The organism is Streptodolium elevatio (genome assembly GCF_040649515.1).
GTDB lineage: Bacteria > Actinomycetota > Actinomycetes > Streptomycetales > Streptomycetaceae > Yinghuangia > Yinghuangia elevatio.
Genome location: NZ_JBEZFP010000076.1, coordinates 25,622 through 44,593, shown reverse-complemented (window position 1 = coordinate 44,593; position 18,972 = coordinate 25,622). Strand labels below are relative to the sequence as shown.

The window sequence follows — 18,972 nt, the reverse complement described above, 5'->3', positions numbered from 1 at the left end:
GCGTGTTCGGCGTGTTCGGCGTGTTCGGCGTGTTCGGCGTGTTCGGCGTGTTCGGGCGCCGACGTCGGTGGCGGCCCCGTGGCACGTTCCGTGGTCGGGAACGCGCCCGGGGCCGCCGGCGTCTCCGCGTCGGCGGGCGCGGTGGTCCGGCGTGGAACCGCAGGTGTTCCTTCGTGTGGGCGTACCGGAAGGCGCCCTAGCTGTTGAGTCGAGCGTTTGATTGCCGTGAGAATGTCCGGCGTCCGCTCGCACCATGATTGACGGTTTGGTTCGGGCGGATTGTCGGCATTGCGACCGGCCGGGTGACGTCAGACGGCTACGCGCGTTGTGGAGAGTGGGAGAAGGTTTCGTCTCGGGCGGCACCACAGCCACATCGCGATGGCACGCTGAGAAGGTGTGGCGGGTGGTCGGGAGGCGCGGCACACTGATGATCCACATTCAGGCCGTACGGCTTCGTACGGACTGGGCGGCCGGGAAGACTCCGGCAGGGGGCGGTTGCACGGAGCGGGACGGGGACTGAGGAGAGCCATGGACGCAACCCCGCGGGGAGTCGGCGACGAACGCCCGGCCCCGCAGGGCAGGGGCGCTGCCGCGACCGGGACGCGCGACGACAGCGCGCCGGTCGCGGGAGCGGCGGATGCGGCAGGCGCCGCGACGGCCGATGCGGCGGGGGCCGAGGGGGCGCGGAGCGACGAGCGGCTTGGCGACAACGGGCTTGGCGACAACGGGCTTGGCGACAACGGGCTTGGTGGCGAGCGCGGTGCGGATGAGCGCACTGTGGACCAGCACGATGTGGACCAGCACGATGTGGACGAGCACGCCGCCGAAGCGCGGCGGGGCGAGCGCATGGGGCGGGCCGAGCGGGTGCGCCGCGCGGTGGAGGCCGAAGGACCGGCAGGTGTGCTGGGCAGCGACCTGAACGGGCGCGCCGATCTGTCGGCGGGTGAGTACGCCGGGGACGGCGTCGTGGGCGGCGCCGACGGCGCGCGTACGCACGATGCCGCCGGTACCGGCGCGGCGGAGGTTCCGTCGGCTTCCGGGGACGGGCCGGTGCCTCGGCGCGAGCGGCCGGGCCGGGTGGAATACCCGTGGCGGTTGGCTCGGTTCGACGACGCCGAGGTCGAAACGGACGACCGCGCGCCCGAGTTCGGGATGGGCGCGGCGGACGGTGCCGAGGGACGCGATACGCCACGCGATATGCCACGCGACGCGCGACGCGACGGACGCGACGGAAGTGCCGGACACGTGTCCGGCGGGCCGGTGTTCGAGCGGTTCGGGGTCGGTTCGTACGCGTCCGACGGGCACGACTCCGGCGGCAACGGAGCGAACGGCCACGAGGCCAACGGGCACGGGGCCAACGGGCACGCCCCCGGTCCTGGATCCGACGGGTATGCGCGCGACGGTCTGAACAAGGCGTACGTGCAGCCTGTTCCCGAGCCGGGGGCGGGCGCGGGGACCGATGCGCGGGCAGGGCGTACGACGCCTTTCGTCGGCGAACCGGCGGACTCCTCCGGCGGCTTCGAGGGCATCGGCTCGGCGGGTGCGCATGCGGGCCCGCCGATCGGGGCGTACCCCGCCCACAACGCGACGCCCGGACCCAACGCGGTAGTGCAACTGGCCGTCGGCGAACACCTGCTCACGATCGGTGGCCCGGACGGCAGTGAGGTCGTACCGCTGCCCGCGACGTCCCGCCCCCTGCCGGTCCGCGCTCCGGTCGCGCCGCGTTCGACCGGGTATCCGCCGCTGGGCAGGCAGGCCGAGATCGAGGAACTGCGCGGACTGCTCGCCCGCGGAACGTCGGTGCGGGTGGGCGGGCCCGCCGGGATCGGCCGCAGCACGCTGCTGAAGTACCTCGCGTCCGGTGATGCCGCCGGCGCGCCGGACGGCGTCATCGCGCTCAGCGGCCACGGGCGCGGTCTCGACGACCTGCTGCAGGAGTTCCACGACGCGTGCTTCTCGGGGGAGCCGTACCGGCCGACGCGCGCAGCCCAAGCCGAACTCCTGTCCGGAGTAGCCGCGTTGGTGGTCGTCGACGACCTCGACCTGTCGCCCGACGAGACCGAGGAACTGCTCGGCATCGCGCCCGAATGCGCGTTCCTGGTGGCGTCCAAGTCCTCGGCGGAGGGGATCGACGCCGCCGTACGCGCGGAGTCGCCGTTCTTCGAGATCACCCTCGGCGGACTCCCGCAGGAAGCGGCGTTCGCGCTGCTCGCGCGGGCGGCCGGACGGGAGTTGGACGACGAGGAGCTCGGCTGGGCGGCGGCTCTGTGGTTCGAGGTCGACGGGCATCCGGGCCGCTTCGCCCAGGCGGGCGCGCTGCTCGCGAGGCTCGGCACCGGAGTGGTTCGGCCCGAGAGCGACTACGACGACGAATTCGGGCTGCCGATACCGGAGTTGCCGTCCCCCGGTGAGCCCCAGTTGTTCGTGCCGAGACTCGTTCCGCTGTTGTCGCGACCGGCTCAGCAGGTGCTGCGACTTGGTGCGGCGCTGGACGGTGTCCTGCCCGACCCCGCGCACCTGCCCGCGCTGACCGGCGCGGTGGACGCGCACGGCGCCGCCGCCGAACTCGTCTCCGCTGGACTGGTCGTCCTGGAGGGCGGTCGCCACCGCCTGGCCGGCGGGGTCGTCGACGAGTCGGTGGGCGTGATGCGCGGCCCGTCCTCGTGGGCGGTCGCCGCGATACAGCACTTCACGTGGTGGGCCTCGCATCCCACGGTGACGCCCGCCCAGGTCGCCGACGAGGCGGACGTGATCCTCGCCTGCCTGCGCGAGGTGGAGCGGCTGGGCAAACTGAGTTCGGTACGCGTGCTCGCGCGCGCCGCCGCACCGGCCTTCGCGTCGGCGTTGCGGTTCGAGGCCTGGCGCGACTGCCTGGAAATCGGCGCCGCGGCCGCGGCGGCTTCCGGCGCGGTCGGCGAACAGGCCTGGTTCCGTCACGAGTTGGCCGTACACGCGCTGTGTACGGGCGAGCCGCAGCGGGCCCGCGAGGAGGCGACCGCGGCGACACGGCTGCGCGACGCGTCGGACAAGCGCGGTCTGGCCGCGGACCGGCGCATTCTCGTACTGTCCGGCGAACGGCCCGGTGCGTTCTCGACGCAGGAGGCCGGTTCCGCGGCGCTCGGTCGGCGCCGGGCAATGTCGGCGTCCATGGCGGGCAAGCGCGGCGTCATGACACTCGGCGCGGCCGGACTGCTTGTGGTGACGCTCGCCGTCGTCGTGGCCCTCGGCAGCGACGCGCCGGGCAGCGGCGGCGGGCCGACCGACGACACGACGGTGAGTGTGTCGGACGTACCGGTGGGAGACGGCAGTTCGCCGGTGGGAGCCGCGGTGCCCCCCGCTTCGCAGGCGGGCCGCGCACCTTCGACGGGGACGTCGGCAGGAGAGTCGGAATCGGCCACACCGACCGGCATACGCAGCACCCCGGGTACCAAGTCTCCGTCCGCGACGGCGACCACCCGGGGTGCGACCACCGCGCCGGCCACCCAACCGGGCCAGAACCCCGGGCCGGGGCCGTCGCAGCCGCCGCCCGTGATACCGCCTCCGGTGACGTCGCCTCCGCCGACGCCGCCCAAGTCGACGCCACCGGCCAGCCCCCCGACGACCACGCCGCCGGTTACGACTTCGGCGCCGACGACGGAGCCCGGGACGGGGACCGCGGAACTGGCGGCAGTAGGTGTCGATTCGTCTGCGAGTTGACGCCGTACATAGCAACTTCGCGCTGGTTGGCTAGACTTCGGGACGCGGCTTTGTGCGGTACTGATGCTTCCAACGGGGGAGGCGAGCACCTTGTATCTGTCGCCTGAGGATCGGGCGTACGTCGGCAAGCTGAAAATGGACCTGGCGTCGCTGACCGAGTTCGAGCGGAGCGTCCGGTCGGCGCTGGACGAACTTCTCGTCGAGACCGGCTCGATGGCCAAGTTCGGCGGACTCGGCGTCGCCGGCGCCGACCATGGAACAGGGTTCAACGAGGCGTACGCGATCGGTATCGTCACCGCCTTTGCCGTCGGCGATGTCAGCGACTTCCTGCGCATGCTCCACCGGCAGATGGAGGCGTTGGCGCTGACGATCAAGATGATCAGCGACGAAACCGCCGAGACCGACGAAGAGCGGCGCGCCCAACTCTCGAAGCTGTTGTACGGCGACAAGCCCGGCAGGGAGCCCTGGAACGCCGACCCGGCGCCGCAGGGTGCCGCCGTTCCGCCCGCCGCCGTTCCGCCGACGAACGCGGCGACACCCGGCAGCGTTGCCGGTACCGATGGCTGAGTATTGCGACCACACGGGGGAGGCGACGGCGCGTGGAGTGGGTGGAAACGAATTTTGAAGTCATGAGTCATGAGGCACTGCTTGGCCTGATCTCGGGAGGACACGGGGAGAGGGTCGCAGCGGTCGGACGGAGCCTGGTCAGTGCCGCGGACAAGATCCAGGAGGCGGCGGACGCGCTGCGGATGAAGTCCGGCCAGGTGGCCTGGGAGGGAGGCTCCGCCCAGGCGTTCCAGTCGTGGACGTCGGACCTGGTCACCGCGGGCTACCAACTGGCCGACTTCACCAGGGGGACCGGGACCAACGTCGAGATCGCCGGCAACAAGCTCGCCGAGACGGTGAAGACGATCCCGAAGATCTCAGCCGAGGACGTGGCGCTCCTGAAGGTGATGGAGGACAACCCCGTCGCGGCCGCGATGTTCGACCCCGTCACCGGCGTGACCGCGTACGACCAGGCCAAGGCGGCAGTGGAAGGACCTCGCCTGGAGGCGGTCCAGCAGATGCACGCGCTCGCGTCGACGTACGTGAGCGCGGCCCAACAGATCGGTCGTCTGCCCAAGCCGCAGTTCAGGCCGCCGCCGAACCCGTTGAACGTCGGCCCGCGGTATGACGAAAACTACGAGGACATCGGTGGTGCCGCCGGTGTCGCGGGTGCCGCCGCCGTTGCCGCCGCGAGCCAGACCTCCCTGGCCGGCGGACCGTCAGGGAGCGGACCCGCCACCCCGTATACCTCGCCCTCGAATTCGTCGGTAGGCGCCTGGCCGCCACCGCAGAGCGCCGGCGCGCCGCCGGTCGTCACCGCCGGTCAGGTCACGCCGGGGGCGCTGCCGCCCGGCTCGAATCTGCTGGCTCGGACGCCGTCCGCGCCCACCACGGCGCGGCATCCGAGCGCGCCGTACCTGGGGCAGGGCAGCGGCTCCGGACCGAACACGACCGGCCCGACCGCGCCAGTGGTCGGTCGGCCGCCGGGGGCGGTTCCGCCGTCAACTGGTCCCGGTCGGGTCGGCGGGACAACCGGGAGCACGAAAGCCTCCGGACCGGTACGCGGCGGGACACCCGGCATGGCCGGGGGGACCTCGGGTGGCCAGGCGCGCCCCGGCACCACGGGAAGCGGACGTACACCAGGGGCTCCCGGCCTGCGCACCGGTGGCATCGAAGGCGGTACGACGCGACCCGGTCAGATGGCCGGGCCGGGTGAAGCCCGCCCCGGGACAACTCCACGGACAGGCGTTCCCATGGGAGGTGTTGGCGGGGCCGGTGCGACCGGCGCCGCCGGGTCCACGAGTCGGACCATGGCAGGACGTCCCCCGATCGGGACGCCGGGCGGCGCGGTCGGCGGGGACCCGGCGCGCGGCGGCACCGCGAGCCGAGGGCAGTTCTCCTCCGGTGGCTCGGGACTGCGTTCTGGACTGGCTCAGTCGGTACACCCGGAAGGCACCACGCCGGGTAGTGCAGGTCAACGCTCCGCCCGCCCGATGGGCGGGATGATGGGGGCGGGCGCAGGCGCGGGTTCCGACGAGCGTGCTCGCCGTCGCCGGGCGGACTACCTCGAAGAGGACGAAGAGACCTGGGGCGACGGGCAGCCCGGCGGAGCCGTACCTCCGGTGATCGGCTGACGTGTGCGCTCTTTACGAAGTGGTCGAAGCAGATTGCTCTGCGGGATGGGTGCGGCGGTTCTGCTGACCGTCACGGGGCTGGTCGCCGTACCGACGGCACAGGCTGCCGTGGAACCGATGCGACCGAAGCAGTGGTACCTCGACAAGTGGAAGATCGACGAGGTATGGAAGACCACGCAAGGAGAAGGGGTCACGGTCGCCCTGATCGATTCCGGCGTCGACTCGACCCACCCGGACCTCGTCGGCCAAGTCGTCGGCGAGCCGTACGGCACCGGTGACGCCGACAGTCCAAGGGGCCACGGGACCGGAATGGCTTCGCTGATCGCCGGTACAGGGCGTGGCGCGGACGGCAAGGGCATCGTCGGGGTGGCACCGAAGACGAAGATCGTCTCGTACAACGTCGTCAGGCCTTCGGGTGGCGTCGACTTCACCTACGAGCAGGCTGTTCGCATGGCCGCGGACTCGCCCGCGAAGATCATCAGCGTTTCCAAGGGAGACGGGCCGTCTCAGTCACTCGCAGAAGCTTTTGCGTACGCTCAGAGCCGCGGAAAACTCGTGGTGGCGGCAAGCGGCAACCGAAATGAAGTGCCGCTGCTGATGCCGCCGTATCCGGCTGGATACCCGGGAGTTCTCGGAGTCGGCGGGTACAGCAACGGCGGCAAGCTCTGGGACGGTTCGGTGCAGGGCTATTGGGTCTCGCTGGCCGGCCCGGCGGAGGATGTCCCGTCCGCGTGTACCGGTCCCACCCGCTACTGCATCGGGGACGGCACGTCCGCCGCGACCGCCCTCACCTCCGGTGTGGCCGCGCTCCTCTGGGCGAAGCACCCCGACTACACGGCCAACCAGATCATCAAGGTCCTGACCGACTCGGCCAACAAACCGCTGGAAGGGCCCGTGCCGAACGACGCCCTCGGCTACGGCAACGTCAGTCCCCGCAACGCCCTCAACTGGACGGGGGATCCGGGCCCGCCCGACGTGAACCCCTTGGTGGGCAAGCGAGGCAATCTCCCGACCACCGCCCCCTCGGGGCAACCCGCGCCGTCGACCGCCCCCTCCGCCGCACCCGCGCCCGCCTCGACCACACCGGCCGCGGACACCGCAGCCGACGCGGCCGCCGGAGACGATGACGGCGGCGGTTCCGACAGCCTCGTGCCGGTCGTCGGGATCCTCGTCGGCGGGGTCGCGGTCCTCACGGTGATCGTGTGGGTGTACGTCCGCTCCCGCACCAAACGCCGAGGCCCTCCCGGGGCAGGCCCGCCGCCCCCGGTGCCGACGTACGGGCCCCCGCCACCACCCGGGCCGTATCGCTGACCCCGGCGGGTCGAACGTTCAACTCTCAGCAGGCCGGGACCAGTTCGGTGACTTCCGCCTCGGTCAGCACCCAGACGTCGGGGACGTAGCCGGTCTTGCCGCCGGGTGTGGTGACCTTGTCCCACAGTGTGGTGGCAAGGCCGTTGCGGCCGTACACCTTCGGCCCGGTGGCGTGGCAGATCAGGGTGACCGCGCTGTCGTACTCGATCCGCACGACGAAGTCACCGGTGTGCGCGGGCGCCGAACGGACAATCAGGCCCTGGGGGTTGCGCGTGTACGCGGTCTTCCCCTGGGCCACGTGTTCCGCCGTCGCCGATGCCGCGCCGGAGGCTCCAGGGGCCGGGGCCGGCTGGCCCGCCGGGGGTCGGCCCGCCTGGGTGCCGGGCGAAGCGGAGGCGGCTCCCGGCGATCCGGGTGCCACCGAACCGGCGTCCGGGGAACTGGAATCGGCGGTATTGGCGGTGGGGGTACCGCCGTTGCCCGAGGTCAGAACCACGATCACCACGACGATTGCGAGCGCAACCGCGATCCACATGCCCCGGGACAACCGGAGTCCGCCCCCCGCGCCCGGTGTCTCGTCCCCATCGCCCTTGGGCCGCCGTTGCACCTGGTTGCGGAGCCAGGAAAACAACGAGGGCGCCTCGTCGGCCACTTATGGCCCTCCTCGGTCGAACTCGCGTGTCCGAAAACCAGGCTACCTACCACGCAGCGATCCGGTACGGGCAAATCCGGCGATTAGCCGGAAAGTTGATCGCCCGTCAGCCGACTTCCATCCAGTCGTTTCGCTTCACGGCACCCCGCGGGCAGGGTCGAGAGCCGTACCACCCGCGGCGGCTCAGCGGCTCAGCCATGCGCCGACGTGCTGCGCGACGTGCTGTGACGTGCTGCAACGTGCTGCGACGTGACGTGACGCGCGGCTGATACGAAGGTGACGCGCGCTAATCCGAGGCGCCAGAAGGCGGCGGAAGGCGGCGCGCGGCCGCTCGATCCACCCGCTAGAACAGCTTGAGCTTGTCGTCCTCGACGCCGCGCAGCGCGTCGTAGTCCAGGACGACGCAGCCGATGCCCCGGTCCGTCGCGAGGACCTTGGCCTGCGGCTTGATCTCCTGCGCCGCGAAGATGCCCTTGACCGGCGCGAGCAGGGGGTCGCGGTTGAGGAGTTCGAGGTAGCGGGTCAGCTGCTCCACGCCGTCGATCTCGCCGCGGCGTTTGATCTCGACGGCCACGGTGCCGCCGTCGGCGTCCTTGCACAGGATGTCGACGGGGCCGATGGCGGTCGGGTACTCGCGGCGTACGAGGGTCCAGCCGTCACCGAGGGTGGTGATGCGGTCGGCGAGGAGTTCCTGGAGGTGTGCCTCGACGCCGTCTTTGACGAGGCCCGGGTCGACGCCCAGTTCGTGCGACGAGTCGTGCAGCTTCTCCTCGATGGTGATGATCAGCTTCTCGCCGGTCTTGTTGATCACCGTCCAGGTGCCCTCTTCCTCCTTGAGGGTGCACGGCGGGCTCATCCAGTTGAGCGGTTTGTACGCTCTGTCGTCCGCATGGATCGACACGCTCCCGTCGGCCTTGACCATGATCAGGCGCTGGGCGGAGGGCAGGTGGGCGGAGAGCCGTCCCGCGTAGTCGACGGTGCAGCGGGCGATGACGAGACGCATGGGCCCCAGCCTAACGGGCGGGGCGACAGTGGCCGCCCGCGACGGCCGGACGGCGGAAGGCTTCGACGCCGCCACGGCACGGGTCGGCAAGTGGCCCGGAGTCGAGAACAACACCATGGATCGCGTGCAGGCGCCGTTCCCATCGAGGGGCGCCGGTGGGACGGGGCGGGCGGTCCGTCGCCGGGTCGGGCGACCCGCGGCTCTGGTACATCCCGTGCCGACTGACTTACGGTGAGTCAAGCCTTCTGGCCCGTAAGCCAGTTGGTGGGAGGGAGTTCAGTATGTCGCTCGATGTGCCGCCGGGTCTTCTGGCGCAGGCCGAAGCCGGGGACGTCAACGAAGCCGAATTCGTCGAATGTATCCGCACTTCCTTGCCCTACGCGTGGGACCTGATCGCCGAGTTGGTCGTCCGACTCGACGTGGACGGCGGGGAGTTCGCCGACAACCAGGTGCCGCCGCCGGATGAGGAGGCGCGGGGGCAACTGCTGCGCGCGCTCGCCAGCGACGCCATCCGGGGTGCGCTGGAACGGCATCACGGTGTGAAGCTGGCGTTCCAGAACTGCCATCGCGTCGGGGTGTTTCCCGCGGGTACGGAGGAGACCGCGCGGTACCGCGCGTTCACGTCGGTCCGCGGTCAACTGCTGAACCAGTCGCCGCTTCTGCGGGACTGCTGAACCGCTTCGACAAGACACCGGCCGGGCCTGTTGCCAGCAGGTCCGGCCTGCGGTTTGCTGAGCTGAGCGAGCGCTAGTAAATGATCTACCGCGGTCTCGACCGCCCCCGCAAGTTCCCTCTTCCGACCTCATCAGGGGAGCTCATGGGCATCATTCAGCCTCTGCACCGCCACGCACAGCAGAGCCCCGACAAGCCGGCGCTCGTCGAGGGCACCGCGACCGTCACGTACCGCGAACTGCGCGACCGCGTCGCCCACAGCGCCGGCGCCCTCCAGGCACTCGGCCTCGGCGACGGCGAGCGCGTGGCGATCCTGTCGCTCAACTCGATCCGCTACATCGAGGTGCTGGCCGGCACGATCTGGGCAGGCGGGGTGCTGAACCTGGTCAACATCCGGTGGAGCCCCATCGAGATCGCCTACTCCCTCGACGACTCCGAGACGAAAGTGCTCGTGGTCGACGACGTGTTCGCCCCCATGGTCCCGAAGCTGCGCGAGCTGAGCAAAAGCCTGGAGACCGTGGTGCACTTCGGCGTCGGGCCGACCCCCGAGGGCATGCTCGCCTACGACGACCTGTTGGCCGACTCCGCGCCCGTCCCCGACGCCGGGCACGGCGGCAGCGACCTCGCCGGCATCTTCTACACCGGCGGAACGACCGGCTTTCCCAAGGGCGTCATGCTCAGCCACACCAACCTGTTGACGTCCGTGATGGGCGGCCTGGTGGCCACCGCGCGCCTGCGCGACGGCGAGGACTCGTCGGTGCTGCACGCGGCGCCCATGTTCCACATGGCGGGCTTCGGCACCTGGCTGATGGCCTCGGTCATGGGCATCAAGCAGATACTGCTGCCGTTCTTCGAGCCCAAGGCGGTCCTGGAAGGCGTCGAGAAGCACCGGGTCACCGAGATTTTCCTGGTGCCCACGATGATCCAAATCGTGCTGGACCACCCGGACTTCGCCAAGCACGACCTGGGGTCCATCCGCTTCCTGTCGTACGGCGCCTCGCCCATCAGCGACGCGCTGCTGGAGCGTACGTCGCAGGCGCTGCCGGACGCGCGGCTGTGCCAGGCGTACGGCCAGACCGAGTTGTCGCCCCTCGTCACCATGTTGCTGCCGGAGGACCACGAGGAGCGGAACCCCGGCCGCCTGCGCTCCGCGGGCCGCCCCCTGCCGCACAACGAGTGCCGCGTCGTCGACCCCGACGACAACGAGGTCCCGCGCGGTGTCGTCGGCGAGATCTGCGCGCGCGGCGACCACATCATGCTCGGCTACTGGAACCGCCCCGAGGAGACCGCGGAGGCGCTGCGGGGCGGCTGGATGCACTCGGGCGACCTGGGGTTCATGGACGACGACGGATACGTGACCGTCGTCGACCGGCTCAAGGACATGATCGTCACCGGGGCCGAGAACGTTTACTCGGCCGAGGTCGAGAACGCCATCAGCGCGCACCCGGCGGTCGCGGCGTGCGCGGTCGTGGGCGTACCGGACGAGCGGTGGGGCGAGCGCGTGCACGCGGTCGTCGTGCTGCACCAGGGCGCCGAGCTGACCGAGCGGGAGCTGCGCGACCACACCCACGGGCTCATCGCGGGCTACAAGTGTCCGAGATCGGTGGAGTTCGTCGACGAAATGCCGCTGACGGCCGCGAACAAGGTCGCCAAGAACGTGCTGCGCGAGCGCGTGAAGGCCGCCGCGGCCGCGACACCCGAGGAGGCCACGTCATGACCACGTCCGTCGAGTCGCCGGCGGTCCAGCCGGTGCGCGAAACGTTTCCCTCGCTGAACCCCGCGAACGGCGCCGAGATCGCCCGCTACCCGGTCGACGGCGAGCCCGAGGTCGCGGACGCCGTAGCGCGCGCCCGCAAGGGTGCCGAGTGGTGGGCCGCGCTCACCGCCGGCGAGCGCAAACGCCGCCTCGGTGCCTGGGCCGCCACCATCACGCGGGACCGGCGGGCATTGTGCGAGCTGGTGCACGAGGAGAACGGCAAGCCGCGCGACGACGCGTTCCTCGAGGTCCTCCTCGCGTTGGAGCAGCTCACCTGGGCGGCGAGCCACGCGGGCCGGGTCCTGCGCCGCCGCCGGGTCGCCGGCAGCCTGGCGATGATGAACCAGGCCGCGACCGTCGAGTACCACCCGCTGGGCGTCGTCGGCGTGATCGGGCCGTGGAACTACCCGGTCTTCACGCCGATGGGGTCCATCGCGTACGCCCTCGCCGCCGGCAACGCCGTCGTCTTCAAACCGAGCGAATTCACCACCGCCTCAGGGGTGTTCCTGGCGGACTCCTTCGCCCGCGCCAACCCCGACGCGGACACCGGCGTCTTCCAGGTCGTCACCGGGTTCGGCGCCACGGGTGCCGCGTTGTGCTCCGCCCGCGTCGACAAGGTCGCGTTCACCGGGTCGTCGGCCACCGGCCGCAAGGTCATGGCGGCGTGCGCGCAGAACCTGACGCCCGTGCTGATGGAATGCGGCGGCAAGGACGCACTGATCGTCGCGGAGGGCGCGGACGTCAAGGCGGCCGCGGACGGCGCCCTGTGGGGCGCGCTGGCCAACGCCGGCCAGACCTGCGTGGGGATCGAGCGCGTGTACGTCGTCAAGGGCCTCGAAGACGCGTTCATCGACGCGATCCGCGAAGGCGCGGCCGAACTCAAAACCGGCGCCGACGCCGAGGACCGGGTGTACGGGCCGATGACCATGCCCGGCCAGATCGACGTCGTACGCCGCCACATCGAGGACGCCATCGCCAAGGGCGCCACGGCCGTGGTCGGCGGAGTCGACTCCGTCAAACCGCCGTTCATCGACCCGGTGGTGCTCGTCGACGCACCCGAGGACAGCGCCGCGGTGTGCGAGGAGACGTTCGGCCCGACCATCACGGTCCGGACCGTCGCCGACGCGGACGAGGCCGTGCGGCTGGCGAACGCGACCGAGTACGGGCTCTCCGCTTCGGTGTACGCCGGCAGCGCCCGCCGCGGCGCGGAGATCGCCCGGCGGCTGCGTACCGGCATGGCCTCGGTCAACGCGGTCATCGCCTTCGCCGGAGTGCCGGGCCTGCCGTTCGGCGGCGTCGGCGAGAGCGGGTTCGGCCGCACGCACGGCGAGGACGGGCTCAAGGAGTTCGCCCGCGCCCAGTCGGTCACGCGCAAGCGCTTCTCGGCGCCGCTCGACCCCACGACGTTCAGGCGCAGCCCCGCGACCATGAAGGTGCTCGACCGGTACGTGACCCTGAGGTTCGGCAGGAAGTAGCCGCAAACACAAGCCGGTTGCCGGTGTGGGGCACGCCTGCGCGCACCGCCGCGGAGGCAAGAGTGCACGGCCCGCCGCGTAGCTGACCGCGTACAGCTGACCGCGTACAGCTGACCGCGTACAGCTGACCGAGTTCAGCTGACCGAGTTCAGCTGATCGAGTTCAGCTGATCGAGTTCAGCTGATCGAGTTCAGCACCGTGCGCACGGCCCCGCACCGGCATTCGGTTCCCGGCTCCGGCACCCGGACGAAGGACGAGACGCCATGCCGTCGCCCCCGCACGACGGCCGTGCGCCGCGACACCATGTCGCGCCCGGTCAGGACCCGCCGCCTCGAAGACGGTCGCGCCGCTACGCCTTGCTCGCGATCGCCTGCGTGGTCGCCGTCGGCGCCGCGGGCTTCGTCACCGTGCGCACCTTCGAGGACGACCGGCCCGCCGGCGACGGATCCCTCTGCTGGGGCACGCTCACTCCCGCCGAAATCGGCGAACTGCTCCCGCAGAGCAAGCAATACCGGGACACCGCAGGGCCGTTGGGCTATCCGGCAGCCCCCGAGGAACGCTGCGCGATCTTCTCCGGCACGACCGGCACGGTGTTCCCCGAGCTGGAGTTCGTCATCTACCGGGGGTACGACGCCCTGGTCCGCGACGACTGGTTCGGCCCCGACTCCTCCGTCTCGACGCCGCTCGGCAACAGCGTGCTGGGCGCGGCGTCCGGCTCTGAGGGGTGGGTCGAACTACCCAAGTGCATGCCGCGGGACGGCGAGCGCTACGCCCAACTCCGGGTCAGGATCCCGGTTGCCCGTCAACTGCTCGCCGAGACGCTGGTGCGGACCGCCAACCGGGTACGGAAGCAGGCAGGGTGCAGCGAAGGCAGCCTCCCGCCGCCCGAACCCCGCCCCGAGCGGCCTTCGTCGTCCTTCGATGCCGCGACACTCTGCGGGATCCCGCTCGCCCCCTCACTGCTCGCTGCGCGAACCGACTGGGTGCAGTTGTGGAGCGGCCGCGACGAGCGGCACGAGGACTGCATCGTCGTGGACGGGTCGGCGGAGACGCCGCCGTCGCAGTCGCAGCCGTTGATCCGCGTCGAGGTCTACCGGGACGAGCTCGCCCGTCTCGAGATCTCCCAGCGGCGCGGCAACCAGAAGGCGGGCGAGGTGGCGGAGGCGACGTACAGCTACGGGGGAACGGCCGCGATGTGGGCCATCTGCGGGAACGGGGCGGTGTCGTACATGGTCGGCGTGAAGGCCGCCGCGGGCCCACCAGGCGCTGCGGGTCCGTCCGACGCCGCACATCCACCCGGCGCGGCGGCAGGCTTGCCCAGCGCGGCCGACCTGCTCTATGCGGTGATCGCGGGCAGTCGCGAACGAGACGGCTGCGAATGGTCGCCCCGCACCCCCACGTCCAACTCCGGCCCCTCGTCTCGGTTCTAGGTCTAGCCCTGGCCCCGGCGTCGGCCCCGGCCCTTGCCTCACCCCGTGGTTTGCCTCACTCCGTGGGCGAGCAGTCGGCCGGCCGACCCGACTCCTGCGGCTGTCGCGCCCGAGCGCGGTCAGCCGCGCCGCGTCGCCAGCCGGTAAGTCAGCGTGCGCCGGGCCCAGTTGGTGGTGACCCGGCCCTCGGCGTTCTTGTACCAGCTGTTGCAGTCGGCGGCGAACGCGGTGTCGCGCAGCGCGGCGGCGAGGCGGTCCTGGTGCCGGTCGAACGCGTCCTGCGCGACCTCGTGGACGCCGCCCTCGCGGATCTTGCCGAGGATGAACGCCGCCTGCGACTCGATCATGTGGATGATCGAGTTGTGGCCGAGGTTGGTGCCCGGCCCGTACAGCATGAACATGTTGGGGAAGCCGGGCACCGTGATGCCGAGGTACGCGGCGGCGCCGTCCTTCCACACGTCCTGTAGCGCCACGCCGTCACGTCCGGTGATGTCCATCGGCTTGAGGAACTCGGTGGCCAGGAACCCCGTTCCGTAGATCACCGTGTCCACCGGGCGGTGTACTCCGTCGACGGTGTCGATGCCGGTCCGGATGACGCGGCCGACCGGTTCGGTGACCAGCTCGACGTTGTCGCGCGCAAGCGTCGGGTACCAGTCGTCGGAGATCAGGATGCGTTTGCAGCCGATGGGGAAGCGTGGGGTGAGCTTCGCGCGCAACGACGGTTCGGTGATCTGCTTTTCCAGGTGCTTGCGGGCTGCGAACTCGGCGAGCTTGGCCAGCCTGCCGCCCCTGATGGCCCAGTAGATGACGGTCTCGGCGCGAACGTACGTGAGGCCGCGCAGGAACAGCCGGACGGGCGCCACTTTGTCACGCAGGGTCAGTTCGCGGCGGCCGAACTCGCGGTCTGGCTTGGGCACCACCCAGTTCGCGGACCGCTGGAAGACGAAGAGCTTTTCGGCCTGCCGGGCTATCTCCGGGACGAACTGCACCGCGCTCGGGCCGGTGCCGATCACCGCGACGCGCCGCCCGGTGAGGTCGTGGTCGTGCCGCCACTCGGCGGAATGGAAGGCGGTGCCGGCGAAGTTCCGGAGGCCGGGGATGTCCGGGTAGCGGGGGCGGTTGAGCTGTCCGACGCCGGAGACGAGTACGCGGGCGGCGTGCTCGTCCCCGGCCGCCGTGCGCAGGCGCCAGACCTCTTCGCTCTCGTCGAAGCGGGCGGAGACGATCTCGGTGCCGAGCCGGATGTGCGCGTTCAGGCCGAAGTCGTCGGCGCAGCGGCGCAGGTACGCCAGGATCTCGTCCTGCCGCGGGAAGCTCCGCGACCAACGGCCGTGCTGGGCGAAGGAATAGGAGTACAGGATGCTCGGGACGTCGCAGCCCGCGCCCGGGTAGGTGTTGTCGCGCCACACGCCGCCCAGGTCGTCGGCCTTCTCGTACACGGTGAAGTCGTCGATGCCCGCCTGGCGGAGCCGGATCGCCATGCACAGTCCGGCGAATCCGGCTCCGATGACGGCGACATGCCGCACCCGTGCGTCCGTCCCGGCGGCGTCCCGCCGCTCCTTCGTCTCCGGCACGATCCGCAAACCCCTCCGTCGGGTCCCGTCACCCGGTGCGGGACGTCACGGCCAGTACGGCTTGAGCACGTCGAACGCGTTGGGCAGTCCGAGCCGGAAGCGCAGGTCGTCCGCCCGCCGGAAGCCGGCCAGCGCGGGTTCCTGGTACATCTCCAGGACCCGTGCCGGCGTCGCCGGCGAACCGGCCGCCGCCAGCACGCCGTTGGCCGCTTTGCGCCCCGCCTCGTTCGCCCCCTCCATGGTGGCCAGGTTGACCGAGACCCGTACATAGTCCCCGGCGAGGAAGAGGTTGGGAATACGCGTCGTCGCCTCCGGCCGGTCGTCCCAGGAGCCGACCGTGTTGACCATCAGCGGCTCGTCGTTGGCGACGGACGGGGTGCCGGGCCCGGTGATGCCCGGGTCGAGGAACCACGAGTGGATCGCGGAGTCCGGTACGAGGGAGGCGCCGTTGTCGAGGTTGCCGCGGACCTGGGCGAGGACTTCGTCGACGATCTGCCGGGGGGTGCACTTGCGTGCGGAGACGCCGTACACGATGCCGGGGGAGTCCCAGTCGGAGAGGTCGAGCGACAAGCAGTCCTGCACGCTGCCGTCGCCGTACGTCGCCGCGAAGTCGTTGCGCCAGAACTGCCCTTGCGTGAGCCCGGTGACGGCCCACGGGGAGTCCATGAAGGCCAGGTGTCCGTGCGTGATGGGCGTCCTGCGCTTGAGGTAGATCATCAGGCCGTTCATCCAGTCGGTCTGGAGGCGGCGCAGGCGGCCGAGAGCGGGGTCGGCGGCGACGAGCGCGGGGCTCATCAGCGGTACGGCCCGCTCGACGGGTACGGCGAGGACGTAGTGGTCGGCGTCGACCGTCCCCGCGTTGCCCTGCGGATCGGTCATGCGCGCACCGGTGACGCGGCCGCCCGCGTAGTCGAGCCCGGTGACGGTCCAGCCGACCTTGAACTCGACGCCCATCGAGGTGAGCAGGGCGTGCCAGGGGTCGATCCAGGCCTCGTTGGTGGGGCCGTTCAGCACGCGGTCGGGTGCGCCGTCGTTGCCGCGGCCGAGCATGGTCCACAGGAAGATCTCCACCATCATGGTGATCGTGCGCGTGCTGGCGACGTTCTCCTTGGCCGCGACGAGAGTCGAAGTGAAGGACCGGACAAGGATGTTGCGGTACGCCTCCGACATCCGGTCCATCTGGAGGTACTCGGAGTACGGCATGTACTCCCACTGGTGCCGCCGCCGCAGGTCGCCGCTGGTGAAGAACACGATCATCTTCTCCGCCCAGAAGGCGATCTCCCACCACGGCACCTGGCCGGCCACACTGGCCATCGTCTTGAGTGCGGCGCGGATCGCCTCCGGGGTGAGGTCGTCGAGTCCGCTGGGCAGGACGAGCCGGTTGTCGGGGCGACCGGCCTGCGCGAAGATCGCCTCGGGCGCGTCCACGAGGTTGTCGTGCACGCCGTTCGGATTGCCGGGGAACGGGATGCGCCGCATCGTGTCCGGCACGTTGAGGTAGAAGCCGGGGAAGAAGCGGAACCCGTGCTCGCCGGGCAGGTCCCGGCGGCCGCCTGTGCCGGTACCGGTGACGGGGATGCTGCGCGCCTTGCCGCCCAGCGACTTGCGCTCGTACACCGTGACCTGGAAGCCGCGTTCGGCCAGTTCGTGGGCCGCGGTGAGACCCGCCATGCCGCCGCCGAGGACGGCGACGCGGCGGCCGGGTGCCGCGGCGACGAGTGGGGCGCCGAACGCGGAGGCGGCGAGGGCACCGGTGCCGCCGAGGGCGACGCCGGCCGCCGCCGCGGCGCCGACGCCCACCGCGCCGGACACGAACTTCCGCCGGGTGGGCGGGATTTGCTCCCGCGTGGTGGCGGGCGGCGCCGCCGTGTGCGGCGCGGTGCGGGGGAGGTGCTGCTCGTGCGTGGACACGGGGCCTCCTATGCGGGGTCTCTCCTCGGATCTCCGAAGACGCGGCCGTCGCCACGGCCGCCCTTGGGCTGTGCGGCGTGTGGAGTGCGGGAGTGCTGCCTCAGACCGGTGCTAACCGACACATGTGTCGGCAGGATGCAAGCCGACTATGGCGTCCGTGATACAGCGGGTCAAGAGATGTACCGTTGCCTGTTTTTGACGGAGCGTCAGTGGATCTCGACAGGCTTCGGAGCGTGCTTCGGCCCGCTTCGGGGGCGTGGAATCCGGCGCCGCGGCAGGTGTGTCGGCAGACGTATCGGCAGGAGCCTCAGAGCGTGTCAGGGGCGAATCGGCTGCCGAATCGGCTCGTGTGGCGCGGCCGGACCCGGTCGTCCGGCGGGCCGGCGAGCCGAAAGGCTAGGCGGTCGGCGAATCCGGGAGCGAATCTGGGAGCGAATCGGGCAGCGAGCCCGGGAGCGAGTCGGGTGCGGCGTCGCCCGGTGGGTTCAGCCGCTCCAGGCCGCCCCAGAGCACGTTCGCGGCCATCGTCTCCAGCGTCGCGCGCGGCGTCTCCGGGTGGTGCGCCCACCACTGGGCGACCCCGTCCAGGCTGCTGATCAGCAGCTCGATCAGCACTTCCGCCTCGGGGGACCGCGGATCCAGGCCGGCCCGCTCGGTGTCGTGCGCCATCATGGCCATCACCGACCGCGTGCGCGTCTGCCGGATTCCCCAGCGGACGGCGCTCAGTTCGGGGTCGCCCTCGTCGGTCTGGTCGAACAGCAGGCGCCGGGCGACCGGGTTGGCCTCGGCGAAGTCGAAGTACGCCGCCACCGTGGCCCGCATGCGGGTGTGCCGGCCGCCGCGTCCGGTGATGGCCGCACCCATGTGCGCGACCAGGGTCGCGTTCTGCTCACCCAGCACGGTCAGGAACAGGACGCGTTTGGTGGCGAAGTGCTCGTACAGCACGCTGCGGGTGACCCCGGCGGCCTCGGCTATCTCGCCCATGGAGGCGGCCCCGTAGCCCTTCGCGCCGAAGACCGCGAGCGCGGCGTCCTCGATGCGGCGCCGACGCGCCGGACCGGGCATGCGGCGGCGCACCGCGGAAGGCGGCGTGGTGGGCGCCCCTGCCGAGGGGCGGTCCGGGTGCGGGAGGGCTGCCATGCGCTCAGCGTAGCCGCGCAGGGGGTCTTGTCCGGGGCGCTGTGCCGGGTTTAGCGTCACCAAGAACCGACGTGCCTGTCGGTTGAGATCTTCCGGTGCGACCTTCCGGTTCCGCGCCCTACCTCAGGTTCCGCGCCTCCTCGCAAGTTCCGCGCCTTCCGCGGGTTCCGTG

The 18,972-nt window shown here is 71.1% G+C and carries 13 protein-coding genes; 8 read left to right on the top strand and 5 right to left on the bottom strand.

Going from position 1 to position 18,972, the window contains the following annotated elements; all coding sequences use genetic code 11:
* Positions 1-528: 528 nt before the first annotated feature.
* The 4 genes from AB0C36_RS26185 (at position 529) to AB0C36_RS26170 (ending at position 7,187) form a co-directional block, all read left to right on the top strand.
* Positions 529-3,696 (top strand): hypothetical protein, encoded by a 3,168-nt coding sequence (locus AB0C36_RS26185; protein WP_358358188.1) that lies wholly within the window; start codon positions 529-531, stop codon positions 3,694-3,696.
* Positions 3,697-3,786: 90 nt separating this feature from the next.
* Complete coding sequence (locus AB0C36_RS26180) at positions 3,787-4,263, top strand: hypothetical protein (RefSeq protein WP_358358185.1); 477 nt, start codon at positions 3,787-3,789, stop codon at positions 4,261-4,263.
* A 62-nt stretch (positions 4,264-4,325) separates the two neighbouring features.
* Entirely contained in the window at positions 4,326-5,876 is a 1,551-nt protein-coding gene (locus AB0C36_RS26175; protein ID WP_358358183.1) for a WXG100 family type VII secretion target, read from the top strand.
* A 117-nt stretch (positions 5,877-5,993) separates the two neighbouring features.
* Positions 5,994-7,187 carry a S8 family serine peptidase gene (locus tag AB0C36_RS26170; protein WP_358358180.1) on the top strand — a complete coding sequence of 398 codons (1,194 nt, stop codon included), beginning with the start codon at positions 5,994-5,996 and terminating at the stop codon, positions 7,185-7,187.
* 25 nt (positions 7,188-7,212) lie between these two features.
* Here the strand turns inward: AB0C36_RS26170 and AB0C36_RS26165 are convergent, their stop codons facing one another.
* Both AB0C36_RS26165 and nucS read right to left on the bottom strand, forming a co-directional pair.
* Positions 7,213-7,839 carry an SH3 domain-containing protein gene (locus tag AB0C36_RS26165; RefSeq protein ID WP_358358177.1) on the bottom strand — a complete coding sequence of 209 codons (627 nt, stop codon included), beginning with the start codon at positions 7,837-7,839 and terminating at the stop codon, positions 7,213-7,215.
* 343 nt (positions 7,840-8,182) lie between these two features.
* Complete coding sequence (nucS, locus tag AB0C36_RS26160; protein ID WP_358358174.1) at positions 8,183-8,842, bottom strand: endonuclease NucS; 660 nt, start codon at positions 8,840-8,842, stop codon at positions 8,183-8,185.
* 281 nt (positions 8,843-9,123) lie between these two features.
* On the opposite strand from nucS, the gene AB0C36_RS26155 reads away from it, so the two are divergent.
* The 4 genes from AB0C36_RS26155 (at position 9,124) to AB0C36_RS26140 (ending at position 14,175) form a co-directional block, all read left to right on the top strand.
* A complete protein-coding gene (locus AB0C36_RS26155) occupies positions 9,124-9,516 on the top strand; it encodes an SCO5389 family protein (protein WP_358358171.1) in 393 nt (130 codons plus the stop codon).
* Positions 9,517-9,659: 143 nt separating this feature from the next.
* Positions 9,660-11,231: an acyl-CoA synthetase gene (locus AB0C36_RS26150; RefSeq protein ID WP_358358168.1), complete on the top strand. Its 1,572-nt coding sequence runs from the start codon at positions 9,660-9,662 to the stop codon at positions 11,229-11,231.
* Positions 11,228-12,745: an aldehyde dehydrogenase family protein gene (locus AB0C36_RS26145; RefSeq protein WP_358358165.1), complete on the top strand. Its 1,518-nt coding sequence runs from the start codon at positions 11,228-11,230 to the stop codon at positions 12,743-12,745. Before AB0C36_RS26150 ends, AB0C36_RS26145 begins: the two co-directional genes overlap by 4 nt.
* A 263-nt stretch (positions 12,746-13,008) precedes the next feature.
* Complete coding sequence (locus AB0C36_RS26140) at positions 13,009-14,175, top strand: hypothetical protein (protein WP_358358163.1); 1,167 nt, start codon at positions 13,009-13,011, stop codon at positions 14,173-14,175.
* 119 nt (positions 14,176-14,294) lie between these two features.
* On the opposite strand, the gene AB0C36_RS26135 is transcribed toward AB0C36_RS26140, so the two are convergent.
* The 3 genes from AB0C36_RS26135 to AB0C36_RS26125 all read right to left on the bottom strand — a co-directional run bounded on the left by AB0C36_RS26135 (position 14,295) and on the right by AB0C36_RS26125 (position 18,800).
* Entirely contained in the window at positions 14,295-15,749 is a 1,455-nt protein-coding gene (locus tag AB0C36_RS26135) for a flavin-containing monooxygenase (RefSeq protein WP_358358160.1), read from the bottom strand.
* A 45-nt stretch (positions 15,750-15,794) separates the two neighbouring features.
* The gene (locus AB0C36_RS26130; RefSeq protein WP_358358158.1) at positions 15,795-17,660 is read right to left on the bottom strand and encodes a hydroxysqualene dehydroxylase; all 1,866 of its coding nucleotides are present in this window, start codon (positions 17,658-17,660) and stop codon (positions 15,795-15,797) included.
* Between the two features lie 396 nt (positions 17,661-18,056).
* Entirely contained in the window at positions 18,057-18,800 is a 744-nt protein-coding gene (locus tag AB0C36_RS26125) for a TetR/AcrR family transcriptional regulator (protein ID WP_358358156.1), read from the bottom strand.
* Positions 18,801-18,972: the final 172 nt, after the last annotated feature.

Excerpts from the sequence above, each read along its gene's own strand:
- AB0C36_RS26185 (WP_358358188.1), top strand. The coding sequence starts at position 529 with ATGGACGCAACCCCGCGGGGAGTCGGCGACGAACGCCCGGCCCCGCAG.
- AB0C36_RS26175 (WP_358358183.1), top strand. The coding sequence starts at position 4,326 with ATGAGTCATGAGGCACTGCTTGGCCTGATCTCGGGAGGACACGGGGAG.
- AB0C36_RS26170 (WP_358358180.1), top strand. The coding sequence starts at position 5,994 with ATGCGACCGAAGCAGTGGTACCTCGACAAGTGGAAGATCGACGAGGTA.
- nucS (WP_358358174.1), bottom strand. The coding sequence starts at position 8,842 with ATGCGTCTCGTCATCGCCCGCTGCACCGTCGACTACGCGGGACGGCTC.
- AB0C36_RS26155 (WP_358358171.1), top strand. The coding sequence starts at position 9,124 with ATGTCGCTCGATGTGCCGCCGGGTCTTCTGGCGCAGGCCGAAGCCGGG.
- AB0C36_RS26150 (WP_358358168.1), top strand. The coding sequence starts at position 9,660 with ATGGGCATCATTCAGCCTCTGCACCGCCACGCACAGCAGAGCCCCGAC.
- AB0C36_RS26145 (WP_358358165.1), top strand. The coding sequence starts at position 11,228 with ATGACCACGTCCGTCGAGTCGCCGGCGGTCCAGCCGGTGCGCGAAACG.
- AB0C36_RS26140 (WP_358358163.1), top strand. The coding sequence starts at position 13,009 with ATGCCGTCGCCCCCGCACGACGGCCGTGCGCCGCGACACCATGTCGCG.
- AB0C36_RS26125 (WP_358358156.1), bottom strand. The coding sequence starts at position 18,800 with ATGGCAGCCCTCCCGCACCCGGACCGCCCCTCGGCAGGGGCGCCCACC.